The 11702-nt window shown below is 73.5% G+C and carries 14 protein-coding genes; 11 read left to right on the forward strand and 3 right to left on the reverse strand.

Annotated features, from left to right (window positions below):
• Window positions 1-7 precede the first annotated feature (7 nt).
• From FHS88_RS08675 to FHS88_RS08690, 4 genes are all read left to right on the forward strand, one after another.
• Window positions 8-1042: an SPFH domain-containing protein gene (locus FHS88_RS08675; protein WP_246419743.1), complete on the forward strand. Its 1035-nt coding sequence runs from the start codon at window positions 8-10 to the stop codon at window positions 1040-1042.
• Window positions 1027-1452: an NfeD family protein gene (locus tag FHS88_RS08680; RefSeq protein WP_184483619.1), complete on the forward strand. Its 426-nt coding sequence runs from the start codon at window positions 1027-1029 to the stop codon at window positions 1450-1452. Before FHS88_RS08675 ends, FHS88_RS08680 begins: the two co-directional genes overlap by 16 nt.
• Before the next feature lie 77 nt (window positions 1453-1529).
• A complete protein-coding gene (locus tag FHS88_RS08685; protein WP_184483621.1) occupies window positions 1530-2018 on the forward strand; it encodes a host attachment protein in 489 nt (162 codons plus the stop codon).
• Window positions 2019-2062: 44 nt separating this feature from the next.
• On the forward strand, window positions 2063-2371 hold the full coding sequence (locus FHS88_RS08690; RefSeq protein WP_184483623.1) for a hypothetical protein: 309 nt from the start codon (window positions 2063-2065) through the stop codon (window positions 2369-2371).
• Window positions 2372-2503: 132 nt separating this feature from the next.
• Here FHS88_RS08690 and FHS88_RS08695 read toward each other — a convergent pair whose 3' ends face one another.
• Together FHS88_RS08695 and FHS88_RS08700 are read right to left on the reverse strand one after the other, a co-directional pair.
• A complete protein-coding gene (locus FHS88_RS08695) occupies window positions 2504-3556 on the reverse strand; it encodes an LLM class flavin-dependent oxidoreductase (RefSeq protein WP_184483625.1) in 1053 nt (350 codons plus the stop codon).
• A 51-nt stretch (window positions 3557-3607) separates the two neighbouring features.
• On the reverse strand, window positions 3608-3859 hold the full coding sequence (locus FHS88_RS08700) for a hypothetical protein (protein ID WP_184483627.1): 252 nt from the start codon (window positions 3857-3859) through the stop codon (window positions 3608-3610).
• Window positions 3860-4169: 310 nt separating this feature from the next.
• Here FHS88_RS08700 and FHS88_RS08705 point away from each other — a divergent pair, with 310 nt between their 5' ends.
• The 3 genes from FHS88_RS08705 to FHS88_RS08715 are packed head-to-tail and all read left to right on the forward strand — an operon-like array spanning window position 4170 to window position 5592.
• Window positions 4170-4637, forward strand: coding sequence for a nucleoside deaminase (locus FHS88_RS08705; RefSeq protein WP_184483629.1), 468 nt, complete (start codon window positions 4170-4172; stop codon window positions 4635-4637).
• Window positions 4634-5116 (forward strand): hypothetical protein, encoded by a 483-nt coding sequence (locus FHS88_RS08710; protein ID WP_184483631.1) that lies wholly within the window; start codon window positions 4634-4636, stop codon window positions 5114-5116. Before FHS88_RS08705 ends, FHS88_RS08710 begins: the two co-directional genes overlap by 4 nt.
• Entirely contained in the window at window positions 5113-5592 is a 480-nt protein-coding gene (locus tag FHS88_RS08715) for a hypothetical protein (protein WP_184483633.1), read from the forward strand. The genes FHS88_RS08710 and FHS88_RS08715 overlap by 4 nt, the downstream gene beginning before the upstream one ends.
• Window positions 5593-5668: 76 nt before the next feature.
• Here the strand turns inward: FHS88_RS08715 and FHS88_RS08720 are convergent, their stop codons facing one another.
• Window positions 5669-6949, reverse strand: coding sequence for a DUF445 domain-containing protein (locus tag FHS88_RS08720; RefSeq protein ID WP_184483635.1), 1281 nt, complete (start codon window positions 6947-6949; stop codon window positions 5669-5671).
• Window positions 6950-7131: 182 nt separating this feature from the next.
• Here FHS88_RS08720 and FHS88_RS08725 point away from each other — a divergent pair, with 182 nt between their 5' ends.
• The 4 genes from FHS88_RS08725 to FHS88_RS08740 all read left to right on the forward strand — a co-directional run bounded on the left by FHS88_RS08725 (window position 7132) and on the right by FHS88_RS08740 (window position 11692).
• A complete protein-coding gene (locus FHS88_RS08725; protein ID WP_184483637.1) occupies window positions 7132-7881 on the forward strand; it encodes a metal ABC transporter ATP-binding protein in 750 nt (249 codons plus the stop codon).
• 169 nt (window positions 7882-8050) lie between these two features.
• Window positions 8051-8920: a metal ABC transporter permease gene (locus tag FHS88_RS08730; protein ID WP_184483639.1), complete on the forward strand. Its 870-nt coding sequence runs from the start codon at window positions 8051-8053 to the stop codon at window positions 8918-8920.
• Window positions 8921-8971: 51 nt separating this feature from the next.
• Window positions 8972-10126: an NADH:flavin oxidoreductase/NADH oxidase gene (locus FHS88_RS08735; RefSeq protein WP_184483641.1), complete on the forward strand. Its 1155-nt coding sequence runs from the start codon at window positions 8972-8974 to the stop codon at window positions 10124-10126.
• Between the two features lie 66 nt (window positions 10127-10192).
• Window positions 10193-11692, forward strand: coding sequence for a DASS family sodium-coupled anion symporter (locus tag FHS88_RS08740; protein ID WP_184483643.1), 1500 nt, complete (start codon window positions 10193-10195; stop codon window positions 11690-11692).
• The last annotated feature ends 10 nt before the right edge of the window (window positions 11693-11702 follow it).

An 11702-nucleotide genomic window follows, 5' to 3' on the forward strand; every position in this document is an offset into this window, starting at 1 on the left:
TGGCCGCATGAACATGCTCGAGATCGTCTCCGCCACCACCATCGTGCTGATCGTCCTGCTGCTGCTCGCGGTGCTGACCGCGACGCGCGGCATCCGCACCGTGCCGCAGGGCGAGGTCTGGACGGTCGAACGCTTCGGCGCCTTCACCCGCATGCTCGGGCCGGGGCTGAACTTCATCATCCCCTTCATCGACGGCATCGGCCGGAAGGTGAATGTCCAGGAGCAGGTGCTCGACATCCCCGAACAGGCCGTGATCACGCGCGACAACGCGACGGTGGCGGTGGACGGCATCGTCTATTACCGCGTGATGGACGCGGCCAAGGCGGCCTATGCGGTGCAGGACCTGAGCTTCGCGCTGGCCGCGCTCGCCATGACCAACATCCGCGCCGTGGTGGGCGAGATGGAGCTCGATGCGACGCTCTCGGGGCGGGAGCGGATAAACTCCTCGCTGCTGTCCATCCTCGATGGCGCGACCGACCCCTGGGGCGTGAAGGTCAGCCGCGTCGAGATCCGCAAGATCGAGCCGCCGGACAACCTGATTCGCGCCATGAACCTGCAGATGACCGCCGAGCGCGAGCGGCGCGCCACCGTCGCCAAGGCGGAAGGCGAGCGCGAGGCCGAGATCAAGCGTGCCGAGGGCGAGAAGCAGTCCCTCATCCTCGCCGCCGAGGGCCGGCGCGAGGCCGCCTTCCGCGACGCCGAGGCGCGCGAGCGCCTGGCCCAGGCGGAGGCCGAGGCGACCCGCATGGTCGCCGAGGTCGCCGCCGGGGCGGGCACGGACGCGCTGCGCTACTTCATCGCGGACAAGTACGTGAAGGCGTTCGAGGCGCTGGCGGGCAACCCGGCGCAGAAGCTCGTGATCGTGCCGATGGAGAGCACGGCGCTGGCCGGCGGCATCGCGCAGGCTATGGAACTGCTGCGCGCGCCGGGCGCGGGCGGCGGCGCTGGCGCTGGCGGCGGCGTGCCGCCTGCGCCCCCCGCGCCGCCGCGCCCGCCGGCGCCACCCGCGGCCGAGATGCCCTCGCCGTGGACCCCGCGCTGATCTGGATCCTCGCCGGGCTGCTGCTGCTCGGCGCGGAGATCCTGCTGCCCGGCGTCTTCCTGCTCTGGATCGGGCTCGCGGCGGTGGGCACGGGGCTGCTGCGGCTGTTCGTGGATCCGCCCTTCTGGGTCAGCGTCGTCGTGTTCATCGGCCTGCTCGGGGCCGGCATCGCGGTGGCGCTGCGGCTGCGCCGCGCCGGGCAGCCGCGGCCGCGGGTGAACACGCCCGATTCCGGGCTGGTCGGGCGCATCGGCGTGCTGATCGAGCCGGAGGCGGCGGGGCCGCGCGTGCGGCTCGGCGATTCCGACTGGGCGGCGCGGCTGCCGCGCGACGCCGCGGGCGCGCCGCCCGGCACGCGGGTGCGCGTCGAGGGTGTGGACGGCACCACGCTGGTGGTGCGGCCGGAATAGCCCTGCCTCCCTTGCCCTGGATCAAGGCGCCGCGCCGGCCGCGGCGCGATTCTTCGTAAAAAATGCAGGAGCACTCCATGAGCGCACATCCGGGCAGCATCGAGGGTGGGCACGCCCGCCGGCTTTTCGTCGTGGCCAATGGCAGCCGCGGCTTCGGCTATCTCAAGCGGCTGGGCGAGACCGGCTATGACGCGGTCATGCGATGGGACTCGCCCGACGCGCGGAGCCGGGATTCCGAACTCGGCGAGGACCGTCCGGGCCGCGCCTTCCCCGCCGCCGGTTCGGTGGCGCGCAGCGGCATGGAGCACGAGGGCGAGGACACGCCCAAGGCCCATGCCAAGCGCGACCACGCCCACGCCATCGCGGAGGACGTGCTGGCGGCGCTGAAGGCGCAGAAACTCGACAGCGTGGTGCTCGTCGCACCGGCGCCGGTCGCGGCGGCGATCCGCGGGCACATGCCGGCGGCGATGCAGCGCGCGATCGCCGGCGAGGAGCATCACGACCTCACCGGCCTGCCGCTCGCGGACCTCTTCGAGAGGCTCGACGCGCTGCGTCACGGATCGTAACGGGGCTTGATCGGCAGGCGGCGATGGGCCACGTCCATCAGGCCATGGACACCGATCGCCGCCCGCCCGTCCTCGACATGACGCCGGAGGGGGAGTTCCGCGACCCCGGTCCGCCGCGTCCGGCCGGGCTGCTTGACCGCGTGCTGGCGCGGCTCGGCGGCATCGCCGTGCTGGTCGCCGCCGCCGCCGGTGGGCTGGTGCTCGCGGGCGTGGCGCTGCTGGCCATTGGCATCCTGCTCCCGGTGATGATCCTCGCCGGGGCCATCGGGGCGGGCTCGATCTGGTGGCGGATGCGCCGGGCACGGCAGCAGGGCGGGCCGCAGGCGGTCCGCGTCGTGGTCATCCGCCGCTGAGGCGGGCGGGCGCGGCTTTTCCTTCCGTCAGGGCGTGGGCGTCTGCGGGCTCGCCGCGCGCGGCGCCGGCCGTCGTGCCTCCCGCGCGCCGGAGCCGCCTTCGACGCCTGCCGCGCGCCTGCCCGGCCTCGCCTACTCCGCGGCCAGCGGCACGCCGCCGGCGCGGATGCCGAAGACCTCCGCGAGCAGCGTGTAGGACCGGCGCCGCGCCTCGGCGTCGTGGCAATGCGTGATGACGGCGAATTCCGCGATGCCGCCATGGGCCGCCGAGAGCGCCTCGAGCCGCGCCTTCACCTGTTCCGGCGCGCCGACCATGGCGGCCGCGCGCATGCGTTCGAGGCGGGCGAGTTCGAGGTCCGAATAGGCATGCGCCTCGGCTTCCTCGACGCTCGGCAAGGGCAGGTAGAGGCCGCGGTCGCGCTTGAGGCGCCAGAGCTCGCGCGAGCGGAACAGGCGCCGCGCCTCGGCTTCCGTGTCCGCCACGAGGCAGAAGACGCCGAGCGCCGGATGCGGCGCGGCAAGGCGCCCCGGCATGCCGGGCTTGGGCTGGAAACTCTCGCGATAGACCGCGATCGCCTGCTCGGAGCCGCCGCCGTCGGAGAAGAAGTGGGCGAAGCAATAGGGCAGGCCGAAATAGCCGGCGACCTGCGCGCCGTAGTCGGAACTGCCGAGGATCCACATCTCCGGCCGCGTCTCCACCGCCGGCTGGGCGATGATGGAGCGGAAGGGGTGGTTCTCGGGCAGCCCGTCCCCGTGCCAGCCGAGGACTTCCATGACCTGGGCGGGGAAGCGGTCGGCGGCCTCGTTCGCGTTGGGGTTGAGAGCGAAGGCGGTGCGCCCGTCCGAGCCGGGTGCGCGGCCGACGCCGAGGTCTATGCGGCCCGGGGCGATGGCTTCCAGGACGCGGAACTGCTCGGCGACCTTCAGGGAGGAATAGTGCGGCAGCATCACCCCCGCCGAGCCGATGCGGATGCGCTGCGTGGTCGCGGCGATGGCGGCGATCAGGATCTCGGGCGCGCTGCCGGCATGGGAGGCGGAGTTGTGGTGCTCCGCGCACCAGTAGCGGCGGAAGCCGAGGGCGTCGCAATGCCGCGCGAGGGCGAGGGTCTCGCGGATCGCCTCCCCGGGCGTGCGGCCCGAGGCGACGGAGGACTGGTCGAGGACCGAGAGGGTGAAGCCGCTCATGCTCCGCAAGGTAGCGCAGCGCCCGCCCGGCGGGAGGGGGCGCCGGGCGGATCAGGCGACGTCGGCGATGCGGGTCTCGGTGCCGAGGGCGATGACTGGCAGGACCGGCGTGGCGCGGCGCGGGCGGGGCGGCTCCTGGCGCGCCAGCATGGCGTCGAGGGCGGCGCCCACCGGGGGCTGCTGACCATAGAGCGAGAGCACGCCGCGGATCTCTTCCAGGCGGCGATAGCTCATGCTGCGTCTCAACTCGTCAAGAATGAGGCGCTCCTCCTCCTGGAGGCTGGCAACCAGGTTCGCGTCCATCGAGATCCCCCCGCGAGCCGATGATCGTTGCGAAGGATAGCGCCGAAAGAATTGCAATATCAACGGGTTGATTGGCAAGGCTCCGGCTGCGCGAAGGCCGCGATGTTGTGGCCGGGCGAAGGCGCGCCCGCCAGATGTTGTGCGCGTGGGGGTTGAAGGCGCCTGGGCACCCGCGTCGCGCGATTGACGATTCGGTCCCGAAAACAAGATTCCGCGACCGCTGTGGCCGGCTGGCAACGCGGTCGCCGCAGGGGCGTGGCGGGCCGGGCGGGTGCGGGCCTATGCTGCCCCGTCACCGAAGGTCGGGGGGATGGACGAAACGCGCTTCATGCGCAGGGCGATCGCGCTCTCCTGCCAGGGCGTGGAGCAGGGCGGCGGGCCCTTCGGCGCGGTGGTGGTGCGTGACGGGCGCATCCTTGGCGAAGGCTGCAACGCGGTCGTGCCCAACCGCGACCCCACCGCCCATGCCGAGATCGTGGCGATCCGCGCGGCGTGCGCGGCGGCGGGGACGCACGACCTCTCGGGCGCGGTGATCTATTCGAGCTGCGAGCCCTGCCCGATGTGCCTCGGCGCCGTCTGGTGGGCGCGGATCGGCGCGGTGGTCTATGGCAATGACCGCACGGATGCCGCGGCCATCGGCTTCGACGATGCGGCGATCTATGCCGAGATGGCCGCACCGCCCGACGCCCGGCGCCTGCCGCTGCGCCGGCTGCTGGCCGAGGAGGCGCGCGAGGCCTTCCGCCTGTGGCAGGCCAAGCCCGACAAGGTGCCGTATTGAGCGCGGAGCCGCCGCCCGGCGCCGTCGTGCTCCTCATCTCCGGGGTGCGCGGGGGCATGGACCGGGTGGCGGTGGAGGAGGCGATCCGCCGCTTCGACCCGGCCGCGCGGATCTGGACCAACTGGCCGAAGGGCATGGTGGCGGTCGAGACCGCCGCGCCGGCCGAGGCGCTGCGCATGGCCGTCCAGGATGCGGGCTATGTCGCCGGGCTGCGGCAGGGCGGTGCGGCGGCGCGGGAGCCGGTGGACATCGCCGCGGCGGTGATGCGCGTCATCGGCCTGACCTTCGCGGGCTTCGTCCTCGGCACGCTGCTCGGGGCGGCGCTCGGCGTCGGCAACGCGCTGCTGAACCCGCTCTGCGCGACCCCGGGGGATTCGGGCGGTTGCGCCATGGGGATCCCGTCGGTGGCGCTGGCGGCGGGCAGCCTCGGCGCGCCGCTCGGCTTCGCCCTGGCGCTGTGGCGGGCGCTCCGGCGATGAGCGCGGTGCCGCCGCCCGATGCGCGGGTGCTTGCCGTGCCGGGGCTGGCCGGTCCGGCGGAGCGGGAGGCGGTGCTGCGGGCGATCGCGGCCTGCGATCCGGCGGCGCGGAGCTGGGCGGACTGGCCGCGCGGCATGGTGGCGGTCGCCTCCGCCGCCCCGGCCGCGGCGCTGCGCGATGCGGTGCGCGCGGCGGGCTACCCCGCGACGATCCTGCGCGCGGGCCGGGGCGGGGGAGCGGCCTCGGTGGTCGGGCGGGTGATCCTCTACGCCGTGCTGGGCGGGGCGCTGGGGGTCGCGCTGGGGTCGGGGCTCGGGATCGCGAATGCGGTGCTGAACCCGGAATGCACGCGGCCCGGGAGCAGCGGAGGCTGCGCGATCGGCGTCGGCATCTTCGCCGTCCTCCTGGGGATGCTCGGGATTCCGGCAGGTGCGATGGCCGGGCTGGTGCATGGGCTGGCGCGGCGGCGGGGGTGATCCGGCGGGAGATTATTGTTTCTGAACCAAAGGCTTGCCGGTCTTTTCTAAGAGCGCATGCAAGCCTCTGCCGGGGCTAGTGGCTCACCCCGCCGAAGGCCCAGTTCAGCAGCGCGAACAGCACCCCGCCGACAAGGAAGCCGACCAGCGTCCCGTTCACCCGGACATACTGGAGGTCGCGGCCGACCCTCAGTTCGATCTTCTCCGCCACCGTCTGCGCGTCCCAGTTCGCCACCACCCCGGCGATGAAGTCCGAGAGCTGGGATTGCGCGCTGGGCAGCAGGGTGATCAGCACGCCCTCGGCCGCGCGGTTGAGGCGTTCGCGCGCCGCCTCGTCCTCGGCCAGCAGCCTGCCCGCATTGGCGAAGAGGCCGGCGAGCAGCGCCACGGTGCGGCCATCCGGCCGCGCGGCATCGGCGACGAGGGCGGCGCGCAGCCTGCCCCAGACATCCATCAGCCAGGCGGCGACGGAAGGGTGGGAGAGCGCCTCGCGCAGCACCCGCCCGATCGCCGCGGCGCGCTCGGGGTCGGTCTCCAGCCGGTCTATCTCCTGCGCGAGCCAGGCGGCGAAGGCGGCGCGGAGTTCGGAATCCTCCGGCTCGACCTTCTCGAGCTCGGTGTTGATCGCGTGCAGGATGCGCTTGGCGACGGTCGCGCCGGCGAGCCAGCCCAGCACCGCGCCGCCCTCGGCGCGGACGCGGGCCTCGATCGCCTCGCGCAGCCGGTCCTCGCGGGCGGCGAGGAGGATCTTGAGCTGCCCGACGGCGAGGGAGAATACCTCCTGGTGGCGGCCGGAGGTGACGAAGGCGCGCAGCACGCGCGCGACCAGCCGCGCCCCGGCGGGGCCGGAGACGATGCGCGGCAGCAGCCGCACCAGGAAGCGCCGCGCCCGCCCGTCCTCCAGGCTCGCGACGAGGCGCGGCATGGAGCCGGCGAGCGCCAGCGCCGCCGGCCGCGCGGCCGCCGGGTCGGCAAGGAACTTCTGCAGGATGCGCGCGAGGTCGAGCCGGCCGATGACGCGCCGCACCTCGGCCTCGGTGAAGACATGGGAGGAGACGAAGCGTCCGAGGGCGCGGCCGAGGCGCTCCTTCTGGTTCGGCACGATGGCGGTGTGCGGGATGGGCAGTCCGAGCGGGCGGCGGAACAGCGCCGTGACGGCGAACCAGTCGGCGATGCCGCCCACCACGCCGGCCTTGGCGCTCGCCTGGAGCATGTCGGTCCAGTAGCCGGGCGGCATGTGGTAGGTGCCGACCAGCAGCCCTGTCATGCCGACGAGCAGGCCCGTGGCGAAGGCCCGGTGCCGGGCGAGGCTGCGGCGGAGATCGGCATCGGGGTCGGGCGGGAGGCTGGGTTGCATCGCGCGCCGAGATAGGCCGCCGCGACGGCCTTGCCCAGAAGGGGGCGTATGTTACATCATAACCCTATGCTTTCCCGATTGACCGACCCGCTCGCGCTCGCCTCCGGCGCGGCCTCCCGCCTGATGCTGGCGGGCGCCGTGGCTCTGGTGCTGTGGGGCGCGGTGGCCTGGGCGATGGCGGCATGAGCGCGCGGCGCAAACCGGCCGCGCTGCGGCTCGAGAACCTGACGCTGACCCATGGGCGGCACCCGGCGGTGCACCACCTTTCGGGCTGCTTCGCGCCGGGCAGCCTGACGGCGATCGTCGGGCCGAACGGGGCGGGCAAGACGACGCTGCTGCGCGGCCTTGCCGGGCTGCACCGGCCGGAGGGCGGGCGGGTGAGCCTGCAGGGCGAGGCGCGCATCGCGCTGCTGCCGCAGATGGCGAGCCTCGACCGGGCCTTCCCGATCGCCTGCCTCGATGTGGTGATGCAGGGGCTGTGGGCGCGCAGCGGCGCCTTCCGCGAGATCCGCGCCGAGGACCGTGCGCGGGCGGTGCAGGCGCTGGCGGCGGTGGGCCTTGGCGGCTTCGAGCGGCGGCCGGTGGGATCGCTCTCGGCGGGTCAGACGCAGCGGCTGCTGTTCGCGCGGCTTCTGGTGCAGGATGCCGACATCCTGCTGCTCGACGAGCCCTTCAACGCGGTGGATGCGAAGACCTCGGCCGACCTGCTGCGCCTGGTGCGCGACTGGCACGGTGAGGGGCGGACGGTGGTCGCGGTGCTGCACGACCTCGACCTCGTGGCGCGGGAGTTCCCCGAGACGCTGCTGCTCGCGCGCGACCCGATCGCCTGGGGGCCGACCGCCGAGGCGCTGAGCGCGGCCAACCGCCTGAAGGCGCGGATGATGGCGGAGGCCTGGGCGGACGAGGCGGGGCGCTGCCAGCGGGCGGCGTGAGCGCGGGCGCGGCCCATCGCGCCCGGCGGCGCCATCCGTCGGCGAACCGGCGCCTTCCCGTGCTCCGGCCCGCCCGCGTCCCGGTTTTCCCGGTATCGGTTTCCAAAGGCCTTTCGGGCTTTGGTGGGGAGAGGTCCGGAGAGGGGCAAGGCCCCTCTCCGGGTGCGCCATGCACGACCTGCTGATCGCCCCATTCACCGAGTTCGGCTTCCTGCGCCGTGCGCTGGTGGGTTGCCTCGCGCTCTCGGTCAGCGCGCCGGTGCTCGGCGTCTTCCTCGTGCTGCGGCGGATGAGCCTGACGGCGGATGTGCTGGCCCATGGCGCGCTGCCCGGCGTGGCGCTGGGTTTCCTGATCGCCGGCATGGCGGCGCCGGCGCTGTGGCTGGGCGGGCTCGTGGCGGGGCTGGTGGTGGCGGTCGGCGCGGGCGCGCTCTCGCGCGCGACGGGCGGGCGGGAGGATGCGACGCTCGCCGCACTCTACCTGGTCGCGCTGGGGCTCGGGGTCGCGATGATCTCGATGGGCGGTGGCGGCGCGTTGGACCTGACGCACATCCTGTTCGGCAGCGTGCTCGGGGTGGATGACGCGGCGCTGCTGCTGATGGCCTCGGTGGCGACGCTGAGCCTCGTGGTGCTGGCCTTCGCCTGGCGGCCGCTGGTGCTGGAGTGCTTCGACCCCTCCTTCGCGGCCGCCGCGGGGGCGCGGGGCGGGCTGTGGCACCTCGTGTTCCAGGGCCTCGTCGTGCTGAACGTGCTCTCCGCCTTCCAGGCGCTGGGCACGCTGATGGCGGTGGGGCTGATGATGCTGCCGGCGATCGCGGCGCGGCACTGGGCGCGGGAGGTGGGCGGCATGGCCTATGCCGCGGTGGGGATCGCGCTGCTGGCCTCGGTCAGCGGCATCCTGTTCTCGTATCACCTCGACGTGCCGACGGGGCCGGCGATCGTGCTGATCGCGGGCGCGGCCTGGGCGGCCTCGGTGCTGGTGGGGCCGGTGGACGGGCTGCTGCCGCGGCTGTTGCGCCGGCGGCATCTGGCCGGATAGGCGCGGGCGTTCCATCCTTCGCGGCGACAACGACACCGGAGGACGTCCCTGATGGGATCGCTGCTGTTCTCGCCGCTCGCGCTGCGTGGCCTGACCATCCCCAACCGGGCGGTGGTGCCGCCGCTCTGCCAGTATTCCGCGCAGGAGGGCATGGCGAACGACTGGCACTTGGTCCAGCTCGGCCGCTTCGCGGTGGGCGGCTTCGGGCTGGTCTTCACCGAGGTTGTCTCGGTGCTGCGGGACGGGCGCATCACCCATGGCGACCTCGGCCTGTGGTCCGATGAGCACATCGCGCCGCTCAGGCGCATCGCGGATTTCATCCGGGCGCAGGGCGCGGTGCCGGCGATGCAGCTCGGCCATGCCGGGCGGAAGGGCTCTATGCAGCGGCCCTGGGAAGGCAACGGCCCGCTCGGCCCCGAGCAGTTCGCCAAGGGGGAGGGGACCTGGGACATCGTCTCGGCGGTGGCGAAGCCGCTGGCCGAGGGGCACCTGACGCCCGCCGCGCTCGATGCGGCGGGAATGGCGCGCATCCGCGACGCCTTCGCCTCAGCCGCGCGGCGCGCGCGGGCGGCGGGCTACGAGGCGATCGAGGTGCATTGCGCGCATGGCTACCTGCTGCACCAGTTCCTCTCGCCCATCTCGAACACGCGCAATGACGGCTTCGGGGGCGATCTCGCGGGGCGGATGCGCTTCCCGCTCGATGTCATCCGCGCGGTGCGCGAGGCCTGGCCGGAGGACCGGCCGGTCTTCGTGCGCATCTCGGCGGTGGACGGGATGGAGGGCGGCTGGACGATGGAGGACAGCCTCGCCTTCGCGGCCGCGATGAAGCCGCTCGGGGTGGATGTGGTGGACTGCTCCTCGGGCGGGATCGGCGGCTCGGCCACGGGCAGCAAGCGGGTGCCACGCGGCTACGGCTTCCAGGTGCCCTATGCGGCGCAGATCCGGCGGGAGGTGGGGCTCGCGACCATGGCGGTGGGGCTCATCATCGGCCCCCACCAGGCCGAGGCGGTGCTCGCCGAGGGGGAGGCCGACCTGATCGCCGTCGGGCGCGAGGCGATGGCCAACCCGAACTGGGCGCTGATGGCCCGCGGCGTGCTGGAGCCCGGCAGCACCGAGGATGTCTATGCCTGCTGGCCGCCGCAGCATGGCTGGTGGCTCGAGAAGCGGGCGGCGGTGATGCAGGCGCTCGGCACCCCGCCGGATTGATTCGCGTCAAGGCGGCGGGGCGCCGCCGGGGCGAGGCTCCGCCCCACACATCGGGGGGAGGCTCGCATGACGGCGCCGGCAGCGGATGGCGGGAACGGGGCGCGGCGCTGGGTCGGCCTCGGCCTCGCGGTCATGGTGCTGGCGGCGGTGGTGCTGGCCCCGCCCATCGCGGGCCTGCCGGTGGCGGGGCAGCGCGCGATCGGCATCCTGCTTTTCGCGGTGGTGCTGTGGGTGAGCGAGGCGGTGGACCTGACCGTCTCGGCCTTCCTGATCGCGGTGCTGATCATCCTGCTGGTGGGCACGGCGCCCGACCCGCAGAACGCCCAGCGCATGCTCGGCATCGCCCGGGCGCGGGACTGGGCGATCGCGGGCTTCGCCAACAATGCGGTGGCGCTGGTGGGTGCGGCGCTGGTCTTCGCGACGGCGGTGACGGCGACGGGGCTCGACCGGCGCATCGCGCTCTCGACCCTTTCGCGCGTCGGCACGCGGCCGCAGGGCATCTTCGCGGGCACGCTGGCGGTCGGCGTGCTGCTCGCCTTCCTGGTGCCCTCGGCCACCGCGCGCGTCTCGGCGGTGGTGCCGATCGTGCTCGGCATCATCGCCGCCTTCGGCATGCAGCGGGATTCGCGGCTGGCGGCGCTGCTGATGATCGGCTCGGCGCAGGTCTGCTCGGTGATGAATGTCGGCATCCTGACCGCGGCGGCGCAGAACGCGACGGCGCTCGGGCTGATCGGGCGGGCGGTGCCGGGGGCGACGATCACCTGGCTCGACTGGTTCATCGCCGCCGCGCCCTTCTGGATCGTGATGGTGCCGCTGGTCTACCTGATCCTGTGGCGCTTCCACCGGCCGGAGGAGACGGTCGGCGCGGGCGGGGCGGCGGCCGTGGCGGAGCAGCGCGCGGCCCTCGGCCCGATGAGCGGGGCGGAGAAGCGCACGCTGCTCGCGGGGCTCGTGCTGCTTGGCTTCTGGGCGACGGAGGGGCGGCTGCATCCGCTCGACACCGCCTCCTCCACCATCATCGCCGTGACGGTGCTGCTGCTGCCGCGCATCGGGGTGATGACGTGGAAGCAGGCGCAGGCCGCGGTGCCCTGGGGCACGCTGATCCTGTTCGCGGTGGGCATCGCGCTCGGCACCGTGCTGGTGCAGACGCGCGGGGCGGCATGGATGGCGAACCAGATCGTGGACGGCTTCGCGCTGCGCGAGGCGACGCCCTTCATCGTCGTCGCCGTGATGGCGGCCTTCCTGATCGTGGTGCATCTCGGCTTCGCCTCGGCGACCGCGCTGGCGGCGGCCTTCATCCCGATCGTGATCTCGGTGCTGCAGGAAGTGGCGCGCGCGGGGGTGCCGGTGAACGTGGTCGGGCTGACCATGGTGCTGCAGTTCACCGTCTCCTTCGGCTTCATGCTGGTGGTGAACGCGCCGCAGAACATGGTGGCCTACGGCACCGGCACCTTCGCGGCGCGGGATTTCACGCGCTCGGGCATCGTCATCACCATCGCGGGCTACCTGCTGGTGCTGCTGCTGACGCTGACCTGGTGGGACTGGCTGGGCTATGTGCGGGGGTAGGGGGCGGGTC

This window comes from Neoroseomonas alkaliterrae (assembly GCF_014199195.1).
In the GTDB taxonomy this organism is placed as follows: Bacteria; Pseudomonadota; Alphaproteobacteria; order Acetobacterales; family Acetobacteraceae; genus Neoroseomonas; species Neoroseomonas alkaliterrae.

Excerpts from the sequence above, each read along its gene's own strand:
- FHS88_RS08705 (WP_184483629.1), top strand. The coding sequence starts at position 4,170 with ATGGACGAAACGCGCTTCATGCGCAGGGCGATCGCGCTCTCCTGCCAG.
- FHS88_RS08740 (WP_184483643.1), top strand. The coding sequence starts at position 10,193 with ATGACGGCGCCGGCAGCGGATGGCGGGAACGGGGCGCGGCGCTGGGTC.
- FHS88_RS08725 (WP_184483637.1), top strand. The coding sequence starts at position 7,132 with ATGAGCGCGCGGCGCAAACCGGCCGCGCTGCGGCTCGAGAACCTGACG.
- FHS88_RS08685 (WP_184483621.1), top strand. The coding sequence starts at position 1,530 with ATGAGCGCACATCCGGGCAGCATCGAGGGTGGGCACGCCCGCCGGCTT.
- FHS88_RS08700 (WP_184483627.1), bottom strand. The coding sequence starts at position 3,859 with ATGGACGCGAACCTGGTTGCCAGCCTCCAGGAGGAGGAGCGCCTCATT.
- FHS88_RS08720 (WP_184483635.1), bottom strand. The coding sequence starts at position 6,949 with ATGCAACCCAGCCTCCCGCCCGACCCCGATGCCGATCTCCGCCGCAGC.
- FHS88_RS08675 (WP_246419743.1), top strand. The coding sequence starts at position 8 with ATGAACATGCTCGAGATCGTCTCCGCCACCACCATCGTGCTGATCGTC.
- FHS88_RS08690 (WP_184483623.1), top strand. The coding sequence starts at position 2,063 with ATGGACACCGATCGCCGCCCGCCCGTCCTCGACATGACGCCGGAGGGG.
- FHS88_RS08730 (WP_184483639.1), top strand. The coding sequence starts at position 8,051 with ATGCACGACCTGCTGATCGCCCCATTCACCGAGTTCGGCTTCCTGCGC.
- FHS88_RS08715 (WP_184483633.1), top strand. The coding sequence starts at position 5,113 with ATGAGCGCGGTGCCGCCGCCCGATGCGCGGGTGCTTGCCGTGCCGGGG.
- FHS88_RS08695 (WP_184483625.1), bottom strand. The coding sequence starts at position 3,556 with ATGAGCGGCTTCACCCTCTCGGTCCTCGACCAGTCCTCCGTCGCCTCG.
- FHS88_RS08735 (WP_184483641.1), top strand. The coding sequence starts at position 8,972 with ATGGGATCGCTGCTGTTCTCGCCGCTCGCGCTGCGTGGCCTGACCATC.